The sequence below is a fragment of the Vibrio sp. BS-M-Sm-2 genome (assembly GCF_041504345.1).
Classification (GTDB): domain Bacteria; phylum Pseudomonadota; class Gammaproteobacteria; order Enterobacterales; family Vibrionaceae; genus Vibrio; species Vibrio satsumensis.
On record NZ_CP167895.1, the window covers coordinates 327,281 to 352,699 of the forward strand.

20 protein-coding genes are annotated in these 25,419 nt (G+C 45.3%); 17 read left to right on the forward strand and 3 right to left on the reverse strand.

Going from position 1 to position 25,419, the window contains the following annotated elements; translation table 11 throughout:
* The first annotated feature begins 34 nt into the window (after positions 1-34).
* Positions 35-1,555, forward strand: a complete 1,521-nt coding sequence (locus AB8613_RS17630; RefSeq protein WP_372385398.1) for a DUF1254 domain-containing protein — start codon at positions 35-37, stop codon at positions 1,553-1,555.
* Positions 1,556-1,630: 75 nt separating this feature from the next.
* Here the strand turns inward: AB8613_RS17630 and AB8613_RS17635 are convergent, their stop codons facing one another.
* The gene (locus AB8613_RS17635) at positions 1,631-2,539 is read right to left on the reverse strand and encodes a LysR substrate-binding domain-containing protein (RefSeq protein ID WP_372385399.1); all 909 of its coding nucleotides are present in this window, start codon (positions 2,537-2,539) and stop codon (positions 1,631-1,633) included.
* Between the two features lie 414 nt (positions 2,540-2,953).
* Between AB8613_RS17635 and AB8613_RS17640 the strand changes: the two genes are divergently transcribed.
* The 3 genes from AB8613_RS17640 (at position 2,954) to AB8613_RS17650 (ending at position 6,398) form a co-directional block, all read left to right on the forward strand.
* Positions 2,954-3,871, forward strand: a complete 918-nt coding sequence (locus tag AB8613_RS17640; protein WP_372385400.1) for a DMT family transporter — start codon at positions 2,954-2,956, stop codon at positions 3,869-3,871.
* 251 nt (positions 3,872-4,122) lie between these two features.
* Complete coding sequence (locus tag AB8613_RS17645) at positions 4,123-4,965, forward strand: helix-turn-helix domain-containing protein (RefSeq protein WP_372385401.1); 843 nt, start codon at positions 4,123-4,125, stop codon at positions 4,963-4,965.
* Positions 4,966-5,051: 86 nt separating this feature from the next.
* Positions 5,052-6,398, forward strand: coding sequence for an MATE family efflux transporter (locus AB8613_RS17650; RefSeq protein ID WP_372385402.1), 1,347 nt, complete (start codon positions 5,052-5,054; stop codon positions 6,396-6,398).
* A gap of 109 nt (positions 6,399-6,507) precedes the next feature.
* Here the strand turns inward: AB8613_RS17650 and AB8613_RS17655 are convergent, their stop codons facing one another.
* The gene (locus AB8613_RS17655; RefSeq protein WP_372385404.1) at positions 6,508-7,689 is read right to left on the reverse strand and encodes an MFS transporter; all 1,182 of its coding nucleotides are present in this window, start codon (positions 7,687-7,689) and stop codon (positions 6,508-6,510) included.
* Positions 7,690-7,906: 217 nt separating this feature from the next.
* Positions 7,907-9,913: a hypothetical protein gene (locus AB8613_RS17660; RefSeq protein ID WP_372385789.1), complete on the reverse strand. Its 2,007-nt coding sequence runs from the start codon at positions 9,911-9,913 to the stop codon at positions 7,907-7,909.
* Between the two features lie 242 nt (positions 9,914-10,155).
* On the opposite strand from AB8613_RS17660, the gene AB8613_RS17665 reads away from it, so the two are divergent.
* The 13 genes from AB8613_RS17665 (at position 10,156) to AB8613_RS17725 (ending at position 25,404) form a co-directional block, all read left to right on the forward strand.
* Entirely contained in the window at positions 10,156-15,015 is a 4,860-nt protein-coding gene (locus tag AB8613_RS17665; RefSeq protein WP_372385405.1) for a DUF1566 domain-containing protein, read from the forward strand.
* A 71-nt stretch (positions 15,016-15,086) separates the two neighbouring features.
* Positions 15,087-15,269, forward strand: coding sequence for a Flp family type IVb pilin (locus tag AB8613_RS17670; protein WP_102560008.1), 183 nt, complete (start codon positions 15,087-15,089; stop codon positions 15,267-15,269).
* 30 nt (positions 15,270-15,299) lie between these two features.
* Positions 15,300-16,181, forward strand: a complete 882-nt coding sequence (cpaB, locus tag AB8613_RS17675; RefSeq protein ID WP_372385407.1) for a Flp pilus assembly protein CpaB — start codon at positions 15,300-15,302, stop codon at positions 16,179-16,181.
* Positions 16,174-17,571: a type II and III secretion system protein family protein gene (locus AB8613_RS17680; protein WP_372385409.1), complete on the forward strand. Its 1,398-nt coding sequence runs from the start codon at positions 16,174-16,176 to the stop codon at positions 17,569-17,571. The genes cpaB and AB8613_RS17680 overlap by 8 nt, the downstream gene beginning before the upstream one ends.
* Before the next feature lie 7 nt (positions 17,572-17,578).
* Complete coding sequence (locus tag AB8613_RS17685) at positions 17,579-18,202, forward strand: CpaD family pilus assembly lipoprotein (protein ID WP_372385410.1); 624 nt, start codon at positions 17,579-17,581, stop codon at positions 18,200-18,202.
* Positions 18,199-19,359 (forward strand): AAA family ATPase, encoded by a 1,161-nt coding sequence (locus tag AB8613_RS17690; RefSeq protein WP_081304131.1) that lies wholly within the window; start codon positions 18,199-18,201, stop codon positions 19,357-19,359. The genes AB8613_RS17685 and AB8613_RS17690 overlap by 4 nt, the downstream gene beginning before the upstream one ends.
* Positions 19,359-20,702, forward strand: coding sequence for a CpaF family protein (locus tag AB8613_RS17695; RefSeq protein ID WP_372385411.1), 1,344 nt, complete (start codon positions 19,359-19,361; stop codon positions 20,700-20,702). The genes AB8613_RS17690 and AB8613_RS17695 overlap by 1 nt, the downstream gene beginning before the upstream one ends.
* Positions 20,702-21,616: a type II secretion system F family protein gene (locus AB8613_RS17700; RefSeq protein WP_372385413.1), complete on the forward strand. Its 915-nt coding sequence runs from the start codon at positions 20,702-20,704 to the stop codon at positions 21,614-21,616. The genes AB8613_RS17695 and AB8613_RS17700 overlap by 1 nt, the downstream gene beginning before the upstream one ends.
* Positions 21,613-22,464 (forward strand): type II secretion system F family protein, encoded by an 852-nt coding sequence (locus AB8613_RS17705; protein ID WP_372385415.1) that lies wholly within the window; start codon positions 21,613-21,615, stop codon positions 22,462-22,464. The genes AB8613_RS17700 and AB8613_RS17705 overlap by 4 nt, the downstream gene beginning before the upstream one ends.
* Positions 22,461-23,201, forward strand: coding sequence for a tetratricopeptide repeat protein (locus AB8613_RS17710; protein WP_372385416.1), 741 nt, complete (start codon positions 22,461-22,463; stop codon positions 23,199-23,201). Before AB8613_RS17705 ends, AB8613_RS17710 begins: the two co-directional genes overlap by 4 nt.
* Positions 23,201-23,650, forward strand: a complete 450-nt coding sequence (locus AB8613_RS17715) for a TadE/TadG family type IV pilus assembly protein (protein WP_004732812.1) — start codon at positions 23,201-23,203, stop codon at positions 23,648-23,650. The genes AB8613_RS17710 and AB8613_RS17715 overlap by 1 nt, the downstream gene beginning before the upstream one ends.
* Entirely contained in the window at positions 23,637-24,197 is a 561-nt protein-coding gene (gene tadF, locus AB8613_RS17720; RefSeq protein WP_285954799.1) for a tight adherence pilus pseudopilin TadF, read from the forward strand. The genes AB8613_RS17715 and tadF overlap by 14 nt, the downstream gene beginning before the upstream one ends.
* Positions 24,190-25,404, forward strand: coding sequence for a VWA domain-containing protein (locus AB8613_RS17725; RefSeq protein WP_372385417.1), 1,215 nt, complete (start codon positions 24,190-24,192; stop codon positions 25,402-25,404). Before tadF ends, AB8613_RS17725 begins: the two co-directional genes overlap by 8 nt.
* Positions 25,405-25,419: the final 15 nt, after the last annotated feature.

Here is a 25,419-nt window from a genome sequence, read left to right on the forward strand (position 1 = left end):
TAAGCGCATCGAAACAAAACTGAAAGGTGACATCATGATTAAGTCGAAGCTGAAAGCAATAGCGTTAGCGAGCAGTATATTTATCTCACACCAAGTACTGGCGACTGAAAACTACAATACCGATATTCCACTAAGCATCATGACTCCAGATACGGTGCAAACGAGCATCGGTGAATTGAACTTTAAAGATGGTGCACCAACTCCTGAAACCGCCCAAAAGCTCTATGACAACCTAGACACGCTTCGTTCAACAGAAGTTTTCCTCAATGCAATTCCAATGGCTTCAATTGAAGCACTTCGTATTGGACATACTGAGATTGGTTCAACATCATCAAACCAAGTGGTGGTTTTCGATAACCTGATGGATTCAAATCCTCTGTTTTTAACGGGCAACACCGATACCGTTTATGCTTCGGTTTTCCTAGACCTTGAGAAAGATGGCCCAACCGTCATTGAAGTGCCTGAAGGTATGGGGCCGACAACTGTCAATGATGCATTCTTTCGCTTTGTAACCGACTTAGGCATTGTCGGACCTGACAAAGGTAAAGGGGGTAACTACCTGATTCTACCTCCAGGCTATAAAGGTGAAGTACCAGAAGGCTACTTCGTTTCGCAATCCACCAGCTACACCAACTGGTTCATCGCTCGCGGATTCCTGAAAGATGGTAAAACCGATGCTGCAGTGAAAGCATATAAAGAGAAGCTTAAGATCTACCCACTAGCGAAGAAAGATGATCAGCCGAAAATGGAGTTCATCTCCGGTAGTGGCAAACCATTCAATACCATTCATGCGAACGACGAGCATTTCTACAAAGAGATCAAAACCGTATTGGATAAAGAGCCAATCTCGTTTATCGACCCAGAACTTCGCGGATTAATGTCGAGTATTGGTATTCAAAAAAACAAACCTTTTGCTCCAGATGAACGCATGCAAAAGCTAATGAAAGATGGTGTCGCAATCGGTAACGCAACAGCAAGATCACTGTACTTCCAGCCAAGAGACAAGAAGGCTTACATTTATGAAGATCGCCTATGGAAGACAGCGTTTATCGGTAAAGATTACCAATGGCTAGTGGATAAAGGTGAAGGCGGACGCAACCTAGATGCACGCTCTTATTTCTTCTATGTTGCAACGGTGAATACGCCAGCAATGGCCCTCAAGCTTATCGAAAAAGGCTCTCAATATGCACTGATCGACCAAGAGAAAGGCGGTGAATACTTCGATGGTGGTAAGCACTATAAGTTGAATATTCCAGCGAATGTACCAGCAAAAAACTTCTGGTCAGTTGTGGCTTACGACACGCAAACACGCTCAGAGCTGCAAACCAGTCAACCGCTGCCAAGTAAGAATAACCAGCGTGATGATTTTATTGAAAATGAAGATGGCTCAGTGGATTTGTACTTTGGCCCTACCGCTCCAAAAGGAAAAGAAGCGAACTGGATAGAAACCGTTCCAGGCAAAGGTTGGTTTACCGTGCTAAGACTCTATGGCCCACAAGAAGCATGGTATGACAAGACATGGAAACCAAGCGACATTGAAGAGGTAAAGCTTTAACACGAAGCCTACATCGTTAATCGAGCTGTAAATCTTAAACAAAAACGCGTCTAAATTGGCGCGTTTTTTTCATTGTTAACTGTTTTTCAAACTGTCACTTAAGATCTGCGCTATGCGCTTCACTATTGGGTGCTGATAACAAGCACGGTGATACTGAATACCAACATCGAAAGTAACCGTTTTTCCATTGAACAGCACTGGCCGTTTACTGAGCCCGCTTGGTATGGAGGCCGAATCCATATCAAAGCCAACAAACACATACTGGCTCACCTGAACACACTCCAACGCAGAGAAGACCGATGCAACGGTCAGCTTTTGCTGCAACACCAATCCTGTGCGTTTTTTCAAACGCTCGTAATATGAGTTGCCGTCCAATGACCCCATAGACACACGAACCGTATCAAAGGTTTCTAGTTGTGTGAGGTCGATGGTTTCATTTTTGGCTAAAGGATGTGCATCTGCCACATAAGCGAACAAGTCTAGCGAACCGACTTTACGCTCCACAATGCGATCATTAAGTTCATTAGGATAACCCGAAACACCAATCGCTAAAGTACCAGCCTTCGGAAACTCGACTCCATCTAGAGACCAGTCCATCATCGATATTTTGGGCTTAGACTCCTCGTTGGTTAGCCCTTGCAACAAGGGAACCGTAAACAGTGTGCTCAAAGGGTTAGCTGCATGAAAAACATATTCAATATTCGAATCGGTACCAATAAACGACTGCGATATTTGCTGAGCTTGCTCTAACTTTTCTAGCGGTTCTTTCACCACCAGCATCAATTGAGTAGTGAACAAGGTCGGTGCATAAATACCTTTAGTCGCGATGAATAATTCATTCGCAAACAAGTCTCGACCTTCCGCCAAATGGCGATTAAACGTCGCTCGACTAATATCCAAGATATGGCACACCTTCGCCTGAGACTGTTGCTCATGCAGCAAATCTAAAAATCGATACAGATTTAGGTCGATTGTGTTTTTCAAATGCCCTACCTCATTTCCATGCTATGTCGTTCTTTGTTCAGTATGAACGCGAACAAAATAAACCTTCAACACTCAATGCGATAACTTTGCTGCCAGTAGCGTTTTTCATGAAAACTTTCTAAATACGATTGCAGGAAGGGCTCAATGCCGAATGAAAAGGAACCTTATCTTACTTCGCTGAATCCAACACCTACACACAAAAATTAGACCTCACAAAGAATAATGGCTTTAAGTAAATCCATTTCTATAGAAAATATTTATACCACAGGGTTATATTATAGATTTAATTTCTACAAATCATTTCAATTAGAGACAAAAAGACAAATTTTTTCTCCGACTACCTACTTATACTGTGCCACGTCATTAAGGCGCTACAAGCCTGTAATTTAAAATAATTATTAATGAGTAGTCACCATGAATTCGAAGTCGCTAACTATCTTGCTTTTTGTCTCTGTTTGCTTAATTTGGGGAACTACTTGGTTCGCTATGGAAGTGGCATTGCATTCTATCCCACCTATTTTTGCCACTGCATTACGCTTTCTACTCGCAGCACCTCTGCTTGCGGTATTAGCGAAAGTCTTTAAACAACCTTTGCTATTTCCAAAGGGTAAGCGTCAATGGCTGCTCATTGTCGCGCTGATGTACTTCGCTATTCCGTTCACTTTAATGATCTACGGTGAGCAATACATCTCTTCTGGTTTAGCATCGATCATTTTCGCGAACATGCCGGTTGCTGTCATGCTGATGTCTGGCTTATTCCTAGGCCTGCGCTTGGCGAAGCATCAAATCTTCGGCTTGATCACCGCAGTTGTCAGCCTATGTTTAATCCTTGGCACCGAAATGCAAATGGGTGGCGATGACTACCTTATCGGCACGATTTGTTTAGGCCTTGCTGTTGCCATTCATGCAGTGATGTATGTGCTGGTTCAAAAGCACTGCAAAGGAATCGAAGTACTGACTTACAACGCTGTACCGAGCTTAATTGCTTCCCTATTCTTGTTCGCAGTTTCAGCGATGGGTGAAAGCGTTAATGTTGAATCCTTCACTTGGGATTCAATCTCAGCCGTGGTTTACCTAGGCTTTGTGGCGAGTGTTGGCGGTATTGTGGCTTACTTCAAATTAGGACAGGTTTCGACACCTTTCCAAGCGTCTATCTGCTTCCTAATTTTCCCTGTAGTAGCACTACTGATCTCTTGCTATATCAATGGTGAAGTGCTTTCTGAACAGTCATTGCTTATGATGATTCCTCTGCTTTGTGGCATCTTACTGACCAAGGCACCAAAAGGGATCTTTAAGCTGCGTTCTTCGTTAAAAACAGCGAGCAGCAACTAAGCTCTATGAATCACCCTAGAAGCTCGTAATGTGCTTCTAGGGTTCTATTTAGCTACTCGTATCGAAGCTTCTACCACACTCCTCTTTGCATACACTCCTATCTGTTTCACCGCGTCCATTCTTTCTCTGCCCATCACTCATTGATAATGGCAAGCAAATGACTTAAAAGTCGTAATCGACTACATTAGAAACACCAATCATTGTCGGCTTTGGTCATAGCCTTCAGCGCCCTTCTCCAACCAAGGAATGTCATGAGAACTCTCATCAAACACATGCGTCTGATTAAAGGTCAACCTTGTAGGGTTGAGGAACTGACTAACAGCGACGATGCGTTCTTAGAACCGCACAGACATGAGTATTGGGAGTTGGTGTGGTGTGTGGATGATCTCGGTAGTCAGAGTATTGATTTCGTCGATTACGACAACAAAGTCGGGCGTATTTTTACCATTGCTCCTGGTCAAGTACATCGCTCAGAACTGGTGGGAGAAAGTGCTCGTTTACTGGTATTTACCCCTGGCTTTGTTAAAACCAATCACCGCAACACTCAGCTGGTCGATACTGTTTTTGCCATGCACCAAAGCCGCCCTCCCTATTTGGATTGCAGTGAAGAAGGCAACCGCTACCTGTTGCCTATTTTCGACATGCTGAAAGAAGAATGTGCACGAGAAGAGAGCGACTGGGACCTAGTAGAGTCGCTCGTTAATAGTTTTTTACGCTACATACTACGCTTCGCAACCCAGTCCTCATTGAAAGGCGAAGTGCGCGACAGTCGAGTAAACAAGGTTGTTGATTTGATTGAACAACATTACACAACACACAAACATTGCGAGTTTTATGCGCAAGCACTGTCGATAACTAACAAGCGCATCAACGAAATAGTCAAAGCGGAACGAGGTAAAACGGTCACTCAGTTAATCCATGATCGAACCATCTTAGAAGCGAACCGAGAACTGATCTTTTCGACCAAGACAATTAAAACCATCGCCTTTGAACTTGGCTTCGAAGACCCTGCCTATTTCAGTCGTTTTTATCGTGGGCAGATGAAAGAGTCTCCTGCAGAGTTTCGAGCTCGATGTGCAGATCGTGCAACATAATGCGCAGATAATCCCTTTTTAGAATCCAATTAAGTTCCGATAATGCTCCCTCTTTATTTCATCCAATTTGCTGGGAGCTTTCTGGAATGAGCATTAATCTCAAAACCGATCCTATCTCAAAATCCTTTTATCAATACCTTTGGCCCGCACTAACGGGCATGGTGATCAAGTCTCTTTTTATCATGGGAGATGCTTGGTTTGTCGGACGCGGTGTTGGCCCTGATGGGCTTGGTGCTATCGCTTTGACCATCCCTGCTTTTTCAATATTCACCGCCATTGCCATGATGGTGGGTATTGGCGGCGCAGCTCTTATGTCTATCGAAGTCGGTAAAGGGAACACGACGTCAGGTCAAACCCTGTTTAGCCAATCCATGCTCAGTACCGCTGTGCTTAGCACCATTTCAGTCAGCATTGCCCTGTATTTTCTAGACGACATGATTGCGTTAATGGGCGCTTCTGGTTACATGGCTGAACTGACTCACGATTACCTGTCTGTGATGCTGCCATTCTTTGTGTTGTACTCGTTAGCTTGGGTCATGTCATGCTTTGTTCGTAACGATACCAACCCAAAACTGGCGACTTACGCGATGTCGATAGGTGCTGTGGTTAACCTAGTTTTAGACTACTTCTTCGTTTTAGAATTTGGCTGGGGCATGAAAGGCGCGGCCTACGGCACAGCAATTGCTCAAGGTGTTATCGCTTGTATTCTATTAAGCCACTTTGTACGTAGACAAGGCACCTTGGAAATGAGCTTAAAAGGGATTGGTTTGAGCAAACTGCCAAGCATCCTAAAAATAGGTACACCGACATTCTTCATTGAAGTAACCGCAGCGATGACGATCTTATTGTTCAACTACGTGTTGCTACATCAGTTTGGTGAGAATCATATTATCGCCTATGGCTTAACGGCAAACGTTGGGGTATTCGCCCTGTTTGTAATGGTCGGAATCGCTCAAGCCTGCCAGCCAATCATCAGCTTTAATCATGGAGCCAACCAACCAAACCGCATCGAAGCGATTTTTCGCTTAGGTTTAAAAAGTGCAATTGGTAGTGGTTTGGTGTTTATGGTTATTGTGTACCTGTTTGCTCCTCAAATAGCAGCCATTTATCTAGGTGCTTCAAGTGACTTGATTGAACTTTCAGCCACTGCATTGACGTTCTTCTTCTTTGCTGTACCACTGATGGGAGTCAACTTGGTGATCGCCAACCTGTTTCAGGCAACGGCAAAACCCAAACAAGCAACACTGATATCTCTTGGACGTGGCTTCGTCTTCGTCGCATTGGGTATCGTCATTTTACCTAAGCTATTCCCAGAACAAGGTATTTGGGCAAGTATTCTGTTCGCGGAAACCGTAACAGCCATATTCAGCCTGAGTATGCTGCGCAGCTACAAGAAGCGCTTTTCTGGCTCATTAGAAAAACAGGCGGCATAGGAAGCAATCCGTTTAGAACGCCACGCCTTTGACTACCAAATAGCACATACAAAAAAGCTCCAATATCGCTATTGGAGCTTTTTGTTTATCTCATCAGATTGAAACCAACTTAACGCCAGCTAAACATTCGAACTTCGTTGCCCTCTTCAGGCTTCTTGGGGATGTTTAAAGACAGCGCCAAAGAAACCACCGCCATCACTGCACCAATGTAGAAAACCGTTGCGGGAGACGATAACCAAATCACACCAAACGCGACTGGAATAACAACCGCGGCAATATGGTTGATGGTGAAAGAGACACCGGCGGTTGAGGCCATGTCAGCAGGATCTGCAATTTTCTGGAAGTAGGTTTTGATCGCCAATGCCAACGCAAAGAACAGATGATCGACAACATACAGCGCGGCTGCCCACTCCGCCGTTTGTACTAAAGCATACCCAACGAACACTCCTATCAAACCGACATACTCAAAAATCAGCGCCTTCCGCTCACCCACCACACCAATAAACTTACCAATGCGTTTGGCGAACAAGAAGTTAAACAGATAGTTGATTAAGAACAGTAACGTTATGTCAGCGGCTGAGTAACCGAACTTCTCTACCATCAAGAAGCCTGCGAACACCGTGAAGATTTGTCTTCTTGCTCCGCTCATGAACGTCAGTGCGTAGTAAAGCCAGTAGCGCTTTCTTAGCACCAATTTCTTATTTTGTTGAGTCTTAGTTTGAAATTCAGGAAAACCAAAGGTCATCACCAATACTAAAACGAAACCGATGCCCCCAGTGATGCCATACACCCAAGCAAAATCGAGTTTAAGTTGCTCTAGCATCACCCAAATAGAGCCATAAGTGATTAACGAGGCCAACGCGCCAACCGAGATCATTTTACCCAACATCTCTGGCGCTTCTTCTTTACTCAGCCATTGCAGTGACAAAGACTGCTTCAGCGTTTCAAAATAGTGAAAGCCCGTCGACATCAAAATCGTAGTCAGCAACAAGCCTGTGAGTGTAGGAAATAAACCGGTTATCGCCGTGCCCACGGTTAACATCGCCAGCGATATCAACATAAAGCGTTGCTCTCGAATGAAGGCCAACACAAACACCACGGTAAACGCTAAGAAGCCTGGGATCTCACGAACACTTTGCAACAAGCCAATATCGGCACCATCAAAGTTCGCTTTCTCAATCACGAAGTTATTCAACAGAGCCATCCAGCTCGAAAACGCGATAGGGACAACAATCGAAATCAGTAATAAGAAGTTTTGCGGCGTTTTCCAGCTCGCTGTTGATGCACTCATGACAGCCAAATCCTAAATAGTAATCCAGTATCATACTCCGGTTTTATGGCAATTAACAAACGATTAACTTTTGTTTTCTAGTGTTCATACGGAGCATAAATACATACTTCAAAAAGAGATAAATAAGAGAAATAGGTCGTTGTAAAAAAGAGAGGGGTGAAATAAGAAAAGAAGAATAAGAAGGGAGCAAGCCTCCCTTCTTTAGCGCAAAAAACCGTTAAAGACCTTTATAGAAAGTTAGCCATTCACCACGTTCTAAGCCGCTTACATGTACCCCAGAGATGCCACTTGAAGTTGTCGCATTGGTCGGAGAAAACGAGAGGTTTACGTTTTTGAATTTATCGGAGATTTCACTTGCTGTACCCGTTTGAGAAAGAATGTAACCCAAGTTGGTTGAATTCCAATTTGAATTACCGCTGTCTTCCCACTTTTTGAGGAGTTCTTTGGTCACCAACTGGCTGCCAACCTTGAGAGCCGGGCCGCTGATATTTCGGAACTGATAATAGTCCGCACCCGAAGAAGTTAACACAATCACCTTATCTTCTAACACATACAAAGACTTGATAGCATTGTTACTCAGAGACTCTGTTACAAGTAAGGTTCTCGTCATGTTATCAACGATATAAAGAGAACTTGCTGTGGTAATCGCACTGGTTTTTCCGTCTCGCGATGTCGCGATCTTGCTAATAGCAGAATCAACGGTCAGCTCCCCAAGTACAGTTTGTTGTATCGAGTTAGACACCCACTCAACCTTATTGCTATCCAACCCCAACAATATCTGCTGATTCACGACAATATTGGCTGTTTTAAGGTTTAACTTATCAATCGTCATTTTAGTGGATAGGTTAGAGGTGTCGATAACTTCTGCCGCTAAATTACTGTTTGAAAAGTAATTCTTATAAACAATTAATGCTTCACTTTCGTCGTAAGATGATATGACTTGCGGTGAGGAAGCTTTCAATGCGTGACTCCAGTTTTTCATATCAAGCTTATTAGCACTTAGCAATTTGAGTTCTTGCTGTGAGTATATCGAGCTTCCGGTATTTTTAATCGCCAGTAACGAGCCACTTTGTAACAGAGGAACCACTGCTGCGAAGTTATCATTGATGCACGACTCACTCGATTTAGGCGGCACGGCTGGATTAGGTTTTGGAATGGGTGGAAGCGTACCTCCACTGCGACTGCTGTATGTATCAATCGCAAAAGCCTTCACGCCAACATTGTTGTTATTCGAACCATTGAGGCTTGTAAGGAAAACACCATTAGCGCCTTGGCTATTACAAATATCACTCGATGTGGGTGAGACGTAAGCGGTCGGTTTGTAAACCTTATAGGCCTGAACACCATTTAACGCAGGAACTAACTGAATGATTTCACTCGAGTCGACCGGTATTTCTCCGCCTCCAGTACCACCTCCGTGATCGCCATCGTGGTCATCATCATCGTCATCATGGTCGTCGTGATCGTCATCGTCGTCGTCGTGTGAACGGATACTAACCAGACCAGAAACCGCTTGAGATGCAGGGTCACCATTGATTGTCACCGGCTTATTGCGTGAAGAGCTATCAATTTGCATAACCACATCATTAGCCGTTAAAAACACAATCTGACTGCTCGCTGGATTCAGAGCTATCGACTTCGCACCAGACAATTGCGGTACCGATTGTGAACCGCGAACAACCAAAGAGTCTTCAATTTGTAGATGCCGAGAAACCGTACCAGCAACGTCAATATTAGATAAGTCTAAAGTTTTATGCTCTATCATCAAATCAAGAGCATGCGCAATATTGGTATAAGAAGACTGCTTACCGTCACTTTGTGCCTTTTTCAGTGATTTTAACAACAGATTTGATAGATCTTTAGACCCATGAGTTGAATCCAGCACACTAAAATTGATGCCAACATGATCGCCTAACTTACTTTGAAGCGATGCTTTTGCTTGCTCTACATCGTTACTTACCGTTGGGTTAAACATCATCTCGCTATGAATCAAAGTAGTGAAAGGCGTCACCACTTTCATACCAGGAGAAGCAGTCAAAATTGCACCATCATATTGCCTTTGCTGTGCGTACCCAGAAACATCAGCAATCTGTTTCTCTTGATCACTGCATACGCCATTCAGATCTGCATCAGCGCATACTAATGAATCTAGAAACGCATAGCCTGAAGCCGTAGACCCAACTGGGTTTTCGCTATCAGAACTACCTCCACATCCAGAGACCATTAAGACACTAGAGATTGCTAGTGACAATTTGCATATTAAGAATTTATTGTGCATTTTTTCGACCGATTCACCTAGTTTATGATTTGATTGATAGTATTTTATTTTGCTATTAAATCACTTAACGAAATAAAAGATCAAATGATATTGATAATTACTATCATTTAAATTAATATCCTCCGCCTTTCCCATGGGTAATTTATAAATTATTTGGAGTTCAGGTGGTAAGGAATCCATACAAATTAATGAGTGTTTCACTCGTTTCCACAATGCTGATTGCTTGTGGCGGAGCAGAGTCAGATCCGAAGCTCGAACAGTCACAAACTAAGCCAAGTTCTCAGAATATTTCGGGCATTGCTTTAGATGGTTATTTACGCAACGCGAAGGTTTGTTTAGACAGAAACAGCAATGCTATGTGCGACTCTGCTGATGGAGAAATTGCCACTACGGACGCCGAAGGACGATTTCAGTTAGACGTCGACAATGATGTCGCCCAATACCCAATATTGGTTGAAGCGGTTGCCGGTATAACCATCGATATGGATTCACCGAATCAGCCTATTGAATCCGGATTTACGTTAGAAGTACCGAGTAACACTTCGAACGTGATCAGCCCCATGACATCTCTTATTGCGAGTGTAGCGAAAACCAGTGGCATCAGTTTTGATGAAGCAACTCAGCTTGTGGCCAGCGACTTAGGCATCGATAAACAACTGGCTGTTGGTGATTATTCCGCATCAAACTCAGCGATAAGCCGTGAAGTACACATGTTTGCACGCGGTGTTACTCGCGTACTTCAAGAAGCACAAATGGCCTCTGTTGATGCAGGTGTCGACCAAGTGAATGCTCGAAAAGGCTCTATGTACAAATTGGCCGAACTTGATTTGGCAGAATTTAAAGCCAAGACCGATTTGCTGTCTCATGGCGCATCAGGAACCGATAGCGCATTGAAGCAACTTGGTAAGGAGTACCGAGATCAACTCAAAGTTTCCCAAGAAGACATCGATGGCAATGAAATCATCACTAGACCGCCGGCTCCTAAACATGGTCAGGTCAATGATGCCTCAGACACCTTCGACTGGCAGTTTGTACGTGGCTTCAACCACAACACAGATTACGAATATTCGCTAGATGCCGGTAGCACCTGGTCGACTGTCATTCGCAAACCGATTGTGGTAGGGAAACTGGCATTCGATAAAGGCGCTATTCAGGTTCGAGTCGCAGCCTCTAGTGCACGTAATACTCCAGCAGGTAAACCGCTTCTTTCACACAAAGCATTTACACTAACGACAGTTCCAGCAGCACCCGCTTGGGTCACCGTGGACAACGCGAGCAATGAATTTGATTGGGCGCTGGTCGATTCTTTTAATGAATTATCTCTTTACGAGTACTCTTTAGATAACGGTGCTAACTGGGTAAAAGCAACTGAAAAACCTCAACGCATTCAAGACTTAGACATTCCAGTTGGGCATCTAAAAGTACGTGTCGCGAAGGATGACTCCATAGGTCACCCGACCGGCTTAAGTGCTATTTCAGACAAACCGATGACAGTAACCCCAGCGCAACCAGTAAAACCTGTGCTGGACTTTGCAAACGACAGCACCAATCAGATCAACTGGCTTTGGGTCTCTGGATATGATGCGCCATCTTTCTACGAGATTAATCTAGGTAACGGTTGGAATACTGTCACTGAACTTCCATATGTGGTTGGCAACGTTTCACTTCCGACTAACAGCATCTCTATCCGTGTAAAATCCAATGTGCAAGATGCTCGCCCCGCAGGCATTCCACTAGTGATCAGTACGGCTTTCACTCGCTCAGAAAACCAGCCTGTTGCGCCAACCCTGCCGATTATTGATGATGCTGAAAACACGTTTGCGTGGACAGAAGTTACAGAGTTTGCTGGCAGTGACTTCTACGAATACTCACTAGACAGAGGTCTTACATTTAGCCCTGTAACTAGCAATCCACAAGCAGTCCCAGATGAGACGTTTGCTAAGGGACAAGTCTGTGTGAGAGTGAAAGCAGGAACAGATCCTCAACATGATCCTGGTGAAACGCTGTGCTCAGATAAGCCATACTCGATGACACCTGATAAGCCACCGGCACCAACATCTCCAATCACTCACGATGGGCTAGACACATTTGATTGGACATTCGTAACAGGCTTCTCAGAAGCTGCGAATTACGAGATCAATGTACTCAACACAGGTTGGGCAACGGTTACTCAGAAACCTTATCAGTTAAACGATCAAGCTTACGCTATTGACTCAATTCAAGTGCGAGTTAAACGAGATCCAATTACCGGTCGCCCGAGTGGATCAGAGCTGACAAATGATACTGCGTTTACCGTTCGTCCCTCTGCACCCAATGCTCCAACAGGCCTAGTGGTGAACGATACGGACAACACACTAGATTGGACATACTTTGGCGAATTCACACAACTAGAGCATTTCGAAGTCACGATCGACTCAGGCTCGACTTGGACTAAAGTCACTGCCAAACCGGTTGTGATCGGTAACATCGACAAGAATATCGGTGAGGTTCAATTACGCGTCGCTCAAAATCCGACGAATGGCATGCCTCATGGCGTAGCAGCATTAACCACACAAGCCTTCACCAAAGTGTTTGAGATTCCAGCACCAACCTCGCCTGAGATTACCAACACCTTCACTGGCTCAAACCCAATCAAGACCAATGGTTTTGAATGGGACTACTTAACGGCTAACGTTGATGGCCAATCTGTTCGCTTTGATGACGCCGAATACTATGAGTTCACCAACGACAAAGGCCTGACCTGGCGACCTGTTGTTTCGATTCCTCAATTTATTGGCCCAGAAGCGTACGACAAAGCCAATGTCGGTGTTCGACTAAAAGAGAATGCGAAACAAGGTGTATCAAACTCAATCAGTGACACCCTTTGGGCTACAGCGGCGAGTAGTCGCTTCACGGCATTAAAATTCGTACCGATGAAAACCCGTTCGCAAGCCGCTAATTTTAGTTACAACGGATCATGGAATACGTACTCGCTCAATTGTATTGCTGAATACGATGATAAAGGAAAAGGGGAGCCGAAGTTTTGGACGAAGCGATTCTCTTCAGAAACCGATACCGTCTTCGATAAAGTCGCACAACTGGATGATTGTGATATCACTGGTTGGACGCTTCCAGACACCAATGAAGTGATTACGCTATCGCAACGAGATCCTGCAACACTGCCATCAAATCTAAGAAGTGGTGGTTACTTGGTATCGAATCAGTCAATGAATATATTAGCGGATAAAAATGGCGTCGCTGTCACTATCAACAAAGGCCAGGAATCTGTTGAGCAATATTATTCAAAATACGCATACGCTAAATGGCAATTACCATCGGGTGCAGAGTTACTCACTGGTGTAGACAGCGCGACGACTGAAATAACCGCATTTTTGAGTACACAAGATACAAAAATTAACGCTACGGAGCTTTATTTAGAAACCTGGCTAACCGCCAATCAATCTAAGAGCAAAGGTTATGCTGCGTTAGAAGCGGAAGCTCAAGCTAAAGTAGTAGAACTGAAGGCTTTGACCCAACCATGGGCAGATGATCTTAAGAACACAAAGCTAAAGCTAAAAGCTCTTGAGTTTCAGGCCTCTGTTGCTCAAAGCCGAACTGATGCTGAGAGCCTTGAATTCATTAACAAGGTAAAAGCGTATAAGGAGCAAGTCGCTAAATTAGAGCAAAACACCGTTGTACTAAGCGCACTAGTCTCTGGTTCTGAGTTTGCTCAAAAATTAGCGTTCATGCAGCAAAAGTCCGTAAGTCTATCCAGCTCGACCAACGCACTAAGCTCAGCGTCATTGGCTAAGGACATTCACCAGGCAAGTTTAGACCTGTACAAGGCTATCTCAGACCTAGAGTATCAATATGGCATGGTTAATTCGTTCGCAAGTGAGCTGAATACATCAACACAATCGCTGAGCTCGGAGTTTGCCACCCTAACTACATTGTTCCAGAAGTTTATCAGTGAGATGAACACGACGGCCAAAATCCACAACCTAGTACAATCAAAAGTGCTAGCAAAAGATGGACTGAAACTGGCGAAAGACAATGGCTTTAGCGTTTCTCAAGCTGACGCAATGGTAAGCAGCCGCTTCGCTAAATTGGACGAGTTAGGCAACTACCTACCAAAAAGCACTACCTACCAACAAGGCTGGCGTTGTGTTGAAGACACTAACATCGTAGGCAAACGCCGAGTTTGGACACTGCTCAAAGACGGCCGCCCAAAAGGTGCTGACGATCTTGCTTATGACGCTTCAGCCTCTGGTGTAGCAAGTGTCTTAGGCAGTAACGGCCTATTAGAAAGCACTAATGATGCGGACTTGTGTGGCTTCAACGATTGGAAAGTACCAGCGCTGTCTCAGCTACTTTCATTGCAAACTAAAGCAATCTCTAGCTCAAACTCGACCATAACAATCGATACCGATGCATTCCCTCATCACCGGGGGCTGGATCCGGAGTATGACAAATATAGCTCTTACGGTGGTGTGACCTTTTACTACTGGTCAAATCAAACGATGGGCACTGAGCAATACATCACAAACTACAGCGCCGAACGCAGCTACCAAGATGTATATCTTTCAGAAGTCGGCGGTACTGAAGATGTTGTCATCTTAGGGCGTCTGGTTAGAGAAAAAGCGACTACATACCAGTACCTAGATATGCAAGGGAGCGTGGTAGCCGATCGCCAAAATGCTATTTGCGCACAAGACACTGACAGCACCCTCGTTTGGCAACTGTTTACCAACGGAGACAGCAGTCGTTTCAAGAAGTACGTAGAGGTAACACCTTTAATTTCAACACGAAATACACAAAAGGTGTGTGGCAAAGCAAACTGGCGCTACCCATCAAAAGCAGAACTATACGGGTTGCTACCGATCAATGCGGATGTCTTTAAATTTAATGACGTGACGGGTGGAGGCTACTCAAACCATGGTTTCTATATCACCAGCGATCCCGCCAATTATGGTCGAGTCCTCGGGTTGAATATGACAACCATGGATGAAAGTGACGTAGGTACTCAAAGTTACGACGGCCGCTACCTATACCGACTCGTTGCCAAATAGGCACTCAAAACACCTTTATTAATGACCACAGCAGCCTCAGCTGAGGCTGCTTTTATCTAGGAAATAACAACATGTTGAACAAGAAAAAGCAGCGCGGCGCGGCCGCTATCGAATACGCAATCCTCGCAGCAGCAATGTCAGTGGTTTTACTCAGTTTTGTTGGCGGTGAGAACGGTGAGCTAACAACAGCTATCAGTGACGCCTACGGTACTGTAGTCGAAAAACTAAAAGACGCACAACAAGCCTCAGAGTAAGCCCGTTTATTGCAAATTAAAGGAATAGTTATGACTGCCAAGCGACTCATGTTGCTGTCGTTATTTTGCTCGGTGCTCGGAATATCCGTTTTACTGTTGAGCCAAACCAATAGCGAGTCTGCGACCACCTCTTCTAAACAAGCCGTTAAGCAAACGGTCAAAGTGCTGGTTCCGACTCGCACGATAGAGATAGGTCAAGCCTACACACCAAACTCGTTTCGATGGAAAGAAGTTCCACAGCAAGAGTTAGAGAACTACATCGACCACGTGACACCAGAAGATATTTCTGCCGCTCATACGATGTCAGGGCTTGCACGCACCAAACTCGTCAAAGACTCAATATTGTCGAAAGCGGACATTACCGAGCCCGAAGGTGGCTACTCGCTCTCATTGAAGTTGCAACCAGGCTATCGCGCGATTTCAGTCCCTGTCGATCAAGTCACATCTAATTCAGGCTTCATTGAACCGGGCGACCGAGTAGATATTCTCCTACTCGGTTCACAAGATGGTGAGCTACTTCGTTATGGCAATTCATCTCAAGGATTGTACGTTACAACGATAGTGTATGATGCAAGAGTCTTGGCATTTAATAACAAGCAAACGGCAGAATCTTATCAAAAGGCTCGGGAATCGAATGGTTTCGAAAATGGTATCCCTGACGACAGCAGTGTCTCTTTAGAAGTGACACCCGAGCAAGCAAACCAAGTGGTACTTGCAAAACAACTAGGAAAGTTAACGCTTGTATTACGCGGGCAAAACGAGGCTCAAGATCAACCTCAACACGCAAATGCCGTGACGCTGAAAGTCATTTCTCCAGACACAACTCAGGTATTACCTGACGTGGGTTTGGTGGAATTTAGAGCCGAAAATAAAACCGTCAATAATAAAACTGGAGCTGATAACAATGGCTAACATCTGTCGTTGGTGGGGTGTTCTCCTGCTATCAAGCCTATGTGTCTCTTTTGCATCTGCAGCATCAACATTTGATGTCACGATCAATGAGGCAAGAATGATTCGCTTACCAGAAAAAGCGAAATCTATTTTCATCTCTAGCACCCATATCGCTAATTACCAAACCTTAACCAATACCAAAGTGATGATATTCGGTAAGCGAGCTGGCAGCGCTACGATCACCGTTTTGAATGAGCAAGAGCGCGTGATTTATACCAATAAAATTCGCGTCACGCACAACAGCCGCGAGTTTAATGAACTGGTTAAAAACAAATTCCCTGAAGCGTCAGTCAACGCGGAATCTCTGGGCGGAAAATTATGGCTTAAAGGACGCGTTCCTTCTCCGATGATGGCACACAATATCGTGTCGCTAGCAAAAGGCTACCTATCCCCGGTTGTCGATTCTACCGGACAACCAGAAAGCTCAAGTTCGGAAGGAAACAATAGCAACAGCAGTAGTTCAACCAATCAAAATCAGCAGACTCAACCCAATGATGATGAGCTGATCAATCAATTGGTTGTCACCATGCCAAATCAGGTCAACATTCGTGTAAAAATCGCTGAAGTCTCAAGAAATGTATCCAATAAGTTGGGCATCAAATGGGGTTCAATCGCTGGCGGTGTGGGGCAATTTTCGTTTTCAAAGCTGCCTAATGTCAGTAGTTGGGGCAAGCCGAGCATTACTGCTCTGATTGATGCGCTAGCAACCAACGGCATGATGTCTGTGCTTGCTGAACCTAACTTGACCGCGATGTCAGGCGAAGATGCGGAGTTTTTGGTTGGTGGGCAAGTACCGCTACCACTGATCACGGCTGACACCACTCAAATCGAATACAAAGATTTCGGTGTAAAACTGAACTTCACCCCAACCGTGCTCAGTCAAAACCGTATCAGCTTAAAAGTAAATCCCGAGGTCAGTAACATCTCAATCGAGAGCCAACAAGTGATAAACGGAACTAACTTCCCTTCTTTTACCACTCGTAGCGCCGCCACCACCATTGAATTGGCAAGTGGGCAGAGCTTTGCTTTAGGTGGGCTATTGAAATCGGAAGACATCGAACAACTACAAAAAGTACCGCTCATCGGTGAGATACCAGTACTCGGTAGCCTGTTCCGCTCGACTGAATTCACTCGTAGAGAAACAGAACTGATCATCATTGTAACGGCTTACCTAGTTCAACCGACTCGTTCGGACTCAATGCCACTACCAACCGATGGCTTAATCCCATTGAGCGATGTTGAACGTTTACTGGCATGGCCAAGAGAGCAACAAAAAACATCAAATAATAAAGCGACTTATACCGACAACCAGAAGCCTCGCTTACTGGGTGACAACGGGTTCTACTACTGAGGACATCATGAACAAATTATCCTTATTACTGCCCGCTCTCTTTGCGCTTGCGGGTTGCGCGCCAACGCCTACAACCCAACAACCTTCTGTGGATGTGGTGTCCGTGACAAACAAGCTGACTTTAACACTGTCGGGTAAAACGTTATCGGCTCAAGAGAAAGCTGATATCTCTGACTTTATTGCTCGCCGAGGCACGCTATCCAACTTAATGGTCAAGATTGAAAATACGACTCAGAAAGGAGAAAGCCAAAGCGAAAAAGTTAGGCTTCATCTGATCGAGTCAGGCCTCTACCCTTCGCAAATTTCAGTGTCAGACACTGCGGCGCAAGGTAAAGGCGACATCACGATTTTTGTTGAATCTTATCGTGCCAAAGTAACGGTATGTGACGCGGGTAAAACACCAAGAACCACACTCAACGCTTATCGTACTCAGCGCAATTTTGGCTGTGCGAATGCCAATGCACTGGCGCAAATGGTCGCAAATCCAAAAGACCTGATAGTTGGTCAGCCCATCGACAGTGCACAAGGACAAAAAGCGGTGTCTAGCATCGATAACTACTTTGCGCCACCAGCACAAAACCAACAGACAAACTCTGGCTCTTCGAATACAACGCTAGGAGGTTCGCAATGAATCAAGTACACAACTTAACGGTACTGATCGCGGCATCGGAGCAACTCGATACATTAGCGCTCACATACACACTGAATGATTTCGGTATCAACAACATCACAACCTCTTCGAATCAAGAAGATGACGTGGTGAGAGAGGTACTTAAGAATGACGTTAAAACCATCTTCCTCGATGTATTGAATAGCGAATTGCCAGAGTCGAAACAGGTTGTGCAACGTTTAATACAACGTACTGGGTGCCAAGTTATCGCGATTGGTCATTCAACCGAAATTTTTGCTTACCGTGGAATGCTCGCATCCGGTGCCAGTGACTATTTAGTCAACCCTGTGACACCACAAGATCTTGAACACGTCTCCTTTGCTGCTTTGCAACTCAACAACGAAAAACGAAATGAAAAAATCGTTTCCATTGTCAGTGCAAAAGGCGGCTCAGGAAGCAGCACCATTATCGCGACTTTATCGCAGCAGCTTGCCGAACTCGATAAACGAGTAACTTGTATGGACCTCGATTTTTCGATGGGTGATTTAGATTTGCTACTCAATGTCGAAGGCAACACGGCGTTGGTCGAGCTTTTACAATACCCAGAAAGATTAGAACCTCTCGTGTTTGAGCGCAGCGGGATCAGTGTGTCACCCGAACACACACTCTTTACCGGTTATCTACCTTTAGACACCACACCATTTTGGCCACAAAAGAGTGCATTCGATCAGTTTACAAAGTTCTGCCTGCAAAGCTCAGACTACTTATTGATCGACATTCCGACCTATTCATTGCGTGACCAGGTTGGCTTTGAAGCGCTTAAAAGTGCCGATATTCGAATCATTGTGGTTGAACCTACACTCAGCTCCATTCGCAATGCCGGTCAGATAATCAAACGACTTCAAAACCAAGCCGCTTCACAAACTATTGTGGTGTTGAACCATTGTAAGTCCGATTCCGCATCCCTTATTTCGGTCAATGATGTGAAGAAATCACTCGGAACATCCGTAGACGTCGTGATTCCGTTTTTGCCTAACCATTTCTTGAGCAAGTCATCGCTTGGTCAGCCTGCCCATAAAGGCAATAGGAAAGTGAAGCTCGCGTTTAACTCTCTACTTGAACTAGTCACTGGTGAGCCGCAACAAGGCAGCCGCCGTTTTTGGAAGCGAGGCGCATAATGTTTGGTCAGAACACACAAGTCATTGATCCAATTGAAGCGAATAGAGTTCGATCGCATGAAGCCCTAACATCAACACCTTCAGTTCGTGAGCATTATCATGTGATCCATGAAGAGGTCATCAAGGCGATCGACCCTTCGGTTGTTGTGAGCTTAAGTGCTTCCGATCTTGAAGCTAGAATTGCCGAAATGGTAGCTGATATCGTGATCTCTAAGCAGTTACCGCTTGGTCACAAAGATGTCGCTCATTCGGTGGAACAACTGCTCAATGAGTTTCTAGGATTAGGCCCACTGCAGCCCTTAATTGAAGACCAAGGCATTACCGACATCATGGTCAATGGGTACCGTGAAGTCTACGTAGAACGCTCAGGAAAATTGCAAAAAACGGCCGTTCAATTTCGTAATGAAGAACAACTACTCAACCTAGCGCGACGCATCGTCAGCAAGGTCGGGCGAAGAATCGATGAATCGAATCCATTAGTCGATGCTCGATTGGATGATGGTAGCCGTGTCAATGTGATGATCCCACCGCTAGCGCTTGATGGAACCTACATTTCCATCCGAAAATTCAATGAGAATAAGCTAACACTCAGCCAATTGGCTCAGTTTGGCGCAATGTCGAAATCGATGGTTAAGCTTATCGATATTATTGTTCGCTCACGCCTTAATGTGCTTGTTGCGGGAGGCACTGGTGCAGGTAAAACCACACTGCTCAACGCGATGTCTTTTAGCATTTCACCTCAAGAACGCATCATTACCATTGAAGACACCGCAGAACTGCGTCTACAACAGCCTCATGTTGTGCGCGCTGAAACTCGCCCAGCCAATGCCGAAGGCTTAACGCCAATTACCCAGCGAGAGTTGGTGCGAAATGCTCTACGTATGCGACCAGATCGCATCATTTTAGGCGAAGTTCGTGGTGATGAAGCCTTTGAGATGATGCAGGCAATGAACACCGGCCATGATGGTTCACTGTGTACATTGCACGCAAACTCGGCAACTGACGCGCTGGTTCGCATGGAAAACATGTTGATGATGAGCCAAGCGACTCTCCCTCTATTCTCATTACGTCGCCAAATCGCAGACACCATCGATGTGGTTATACAAGTCGAAAGAATGCGTGATGGCAAAAGACGCATTGTTTCGATCACCGAGGTGCAAGGGTTAGAAGGAGAACAATACATCACTCAAGACTTGTTCAAATTCAAACCTTTATCGGAGGATCAACAAAGCAACCTGATTGGCGAATACAAGAGTGCTAAGTGCGTACCAAGCTTCAATGAAAAAGCCAAATACCACCAACTCGATGTTCAACTAAGAGTAGCGATGGAGCTTGAAGCCTAATGATCTTAGTTCTCACTGTTTTCGTTTTATTTATCGCGATCGGGTTAATCAGGTTGAGCTCAAAGCAAGCCATCGTCAATAAACGGCTGTTATTGGTAAGCGGCAGTCAACGCTCGCTTACAGCTGACGTTTCAATCAAAAAAACCAACCACCAGCGCAGCAACAAACTGCATGCTTTCTTTTTACGAATGAATGCATTGCTGCCAGTTTGGGATAAGTACTTCATTGCTTTATCAGCTATCGGTTTCCCAGCATCAGGCCACATGTTATTTCCCCAACTGGCAATACATCATCAACTTTTCGCCGCTGTTGGACTTTGGTTTGTATGCACATGTGCCTTGGTGATGTACCGCCGAAAAATGCAGGTAGAAGAGTTCGAACAAGGCATCATCAATGTACTTGGCTTAATTTCTAGAGCTGTGGCTGCGGGGCTCTCAGTCCCACAAGCGATTGAACAAGTGTCAGAAACCCAACCAGGGTTGTTAGGACGTGAGTTCTCCTATATTCGCGATAACTTAACGCTCGGTTTAAGCCTTCGACAAAGCCTCGATGATGCATGCGTTCGCCTTCCTTACAGCAGTTTCCGCTACTTCTCGGTCGCGTTAATCCTGAATCAATCGAATGGTGGCCAACTGCGCGACATTCTTCAAAGTTTGAGCAGAACCATGCATGACAACCGAGCCATGAGAAAAAAGGTCAAGAGCTTAACCTCGGAGCCTCGTATGACAGCCTTCTTTCTCTCAATCTTACCCTTGGGGTTATTGGGTGGTATCTATTTAATGGAACCCACCATGATAGTCCAATTGTTCAACACAGAATCGGGACAGCGTGTACTGACCTACGCCGTCATCAGTATCAGCTCAGGCACACTCATTTTGAACGCTCTGACTCGTAACAAAAGGTTCTCATCATGATGTATGTTGCCTTGCTTCTGTTGGGATGTGCATTACTACTGACAGTTGTCGCACACTTGTCTTCTTTCAAACGAGATGTTGTCGCTGAACGACTGACTCGCGTATCGAGCTACTCCTCTAAGTACACCACCGCTTCTAGCAACTGGCGCTTCCAAGGTGCAAAACCACGACGCCAGAAGTTAACCCTCATTGGCTGGTTGAGTCCTAATGCAGAGATCTACTTTCTTGGCTTAAGACTACTGACGATGGTGACGGGCTCTATTGCTTGGTATGTCACTCGAATCCAAGTGCTTAGCATGAACTCTGTGGCCGAATGTATTGCAATCGCCATTGTGGTCGGCATCCTGTTCGACCGCATTCTAGATTGGCGCGTGAACCAAGTCCGAATGCAAATTAGCCGCGTTATTCCTGATGCTGTCGATCTGATGGTGGTATGTGTCGCATCAGGTCTAACACTCGAAGCGGTATTTCGCTGTGTCGGTGAAGAAATGCGTGCTATCTCTCCAGCGTTATCACGCGAATGGCTACTCACTGCGACTGAAATATCGGTTCTTGATTCACCACAAACGGCACTTTCAAACCTAGACAAACGAGTGCAGCTTCCTGACATCAACAATATTGTGACCACCATGAATCAAGCACTTCAATACGGCACGCCTCTCGCTGAAGCGTTAAAGCTGATTGCCTCTGATAGCCGCCAATATCACTTCTTAGAGCTTGAAGAATGGGTAGGAAAAATACCAGCCAAGATGTCATTCCCTTTAGTGGTCTTCATCATGCTACCTGTCGTGGGCATTATTGTCGTGCCAATCATGTTATCCCTTAAACAAACTCTGGGGGGCTTATGAACAAGATCGTTATCTTGGGGTTAGCGCTAATTTTAGTCGGCTGTCAATCAACAAATAGCATTGAAAAAGAGACTTCTGAAGACATGAAAGTCGCCGAGGTTGCACTGATGAATGGCAAACCAGAAAGTGCCATGGTTCTTTACCGAAAGATGCTGATATCGAAGCCTGATGACCCACAGTTACTATTGCTAATGGGGTCCGCTGCGAATCAAGCGAGTCGTTATGATGAGGCGCTTCATTACCTAAAGCGTGGTATCGAACTTAATCAATCGAGCGCGATTTACAGAGAACTTGGCCGCGCGTGGTTGGCGCTTGGTGAGCTTGAACAAGCCACATCAGCACTCGAAGAATCTGTCAGATTAGTTACAACTGATGATGTCGCCCACAACAGTCTAGGCGTAAGTTACTCGCTCAATAAGCAGTATTCAAAAGCGCGTGAATCTTACTCTCATGCCCTTAGTTTGATGCCATCCAGTAATGAGTATCGCAACAACTTAGCCATGGCTTGGATACTCGATGGCAAACCAGAGCAAGGGATCCGAATTCTGCACCCGATCTTTGTCCGAGGTGAAGCGAGCGTAAAACTGCAACTCAATCTAGCACTGGCTTATGCGCTTTCTGGAGACAGTGATTCAGCGAAAAGTATCGCTCGTGCACATCTATCTCAACCTGAGTTCGCCAACAATAGTCTGTATTACCAAGAGCTTGCTGCTAAAACTGAGCAAGGAGAACTGTGATGCTCTCTCGTCAAAAAGGGGCGCAGACCGTCGAGTTTGCAATGTTGGTGGTACCGTTCCTGATACTCATCATCGGTTTCTTTGAGATCTGCCGCCTGCTGTTGGTCAACATCATCCTTGATGTAGCCGTTAATGCGGGGGTTCGTGAGGCCAAGACACGGCCGATTAGTCCTATTTCAGACCAAGCTTTTGCCGAGACCATCGCAAAGTTCCCACTGATAGATAAGAGCAAGCTCGTCTTGGATCCATCGCCGCTATACGCCGAAAACTTCTCAGATTTAGTTAATGAGAAACCAGTATCCAAAAGCAGAGCAGTGTTAGGCGAGTACAAGGTGTCTTACTCATTTTCATTTGCCTTATTACCTAATCTATCAACTCAGTTTTCTGAGTCTATCGGCAACATGACAACCTTGAAAAGAAAGGTACTGGTTAGTTATGACAACAAATAAAACACCTCGAAAAAAACAAGCGGGTTCAGCAGCGATTGAGTTCCCCTTTGTTGTGCTCGCACTCATGATCATTTTGTGGGGGCTTGTTGCCGTCTATCGCTTATTCAGCCTGCAGACTCAACTCGACAACGTGACATATAACCTAGTGAATGCTGTCTCCCTGACGCAACTAAAACCAGAGCAAGGCCCAAACGGATTACCTAATACGTTAAAGAATCAGCTTCTCGCTCTCGCCGAGCGTTATCTTCCGCAAGACATTGAACGTAACGATATTGGGTTGTTACTTGAGAGCCGTGTATTTGATACAGCCGCTTCGAACTGGGAATACAAGCACATCCATGCCGGGATCACCTGTCAAAGCGACACACCTATCGAACAACTAACGGCACTTGTCGTAGAAGGTAGCGGCGACCCTGCGTTAGATGGAAGACCATCCACCTTGGTTCAACTCACTTTATGTGTGAATACACCGTTTGATTACAAGCGACTCGATCCTCCTAAAACACTCTCAAGTTCATCAGCCGTGATAGGAAAGCATTATGGTTAAACCAATATTCGGCAGCATTGCGCTTAAAAAACAGCAAGGCTCCATGACCATTTCATTGTTGGCGTTACTGTTTCCCGCGCTTTTCATCGCCGTTGGCACTCTGATGATCACGGCACAAGTGATGGTTTCAAACCGAGCTGCGCAAGCCGCCGATTCGGCCGCATTAGCTTGTGCCTTTGCTGATACAGCCACACACCCAATGATGTTGGCTTACCAAGATTACTATAAGCCAACCCTAAACGGGGTGAGTGGCTTACAACCAGAAAACCCAGGCTCAAGCTGCCGTATTAGCCTAGGTTATTCATTGTCACCGATACTGCCCAACTTTAAATATGAGAGCTATGCAAACAAGGTAACGGCAACGGGTGGAGGTTATAAAGGTGTGGTTGAAAGCAAGCAATCCTCGATTCCAACGGAGCTGGTTTTAGTACTTGATGTGTCTGGATCGATGGGTTCAAACATCCAGTCATTGAAATCCATTTTATCCAATGCTTTGAATACGATTCAATCTCAGAGCAAGAACGTTAACGATTTAGATTCAGTAAGAATTTCAATCGTTCCTTTCGACTCTGGCGTTGCAGCGCAGCGCCCACCTTGGTTATCCAAAGAAGCAGCCGGAATCTACTGTATCGATGGGCTTAGCTATCGTAGTGGCAATTTCTCTGCGGCACTGACCGTCGATAACCTAGCGACGCTTCACTCAGAGCGACCGGTGAAATTTACACCGCCAAGTCAATGGTTAAGCGACTGTAATCAAAATTCACCAATGCTGCCATTGACCAACGTATTTTCCCGCGTCCAAAACTCGATAAACAGCCTAACAGCAAATGGCGGTACTCGCTCTTATCACGGTTTGGTATGGGGAGTGAGACAGCTTATCCCACGCTGGCAACAAGCATGGGGATTGAACGCCAGCACAGTACCCGAAACCAGAAGAAAATTGGTGCTTTTTACCGACGGTGATGACAGTGGAGACGCGTTTATCCAACTGGTTAACGCCGGGTTCTGTACTACCGCAATCAATCAATATGGCATCGAAATGAACTTCATCGGCTATGGCGTCAGCCCTTCTCGAATCGCTCAATTCGAGAACTGTGCCGGGGATCCACAACGCGTGTTTAGTGCCACCAGCACGGCTCAGCTCAACGAGTACTTTTCCGATATTTTAGCCGTTGAATACTCGGCAACCATCAAACTCACTCGCTAATCCAAACAAAGCGTT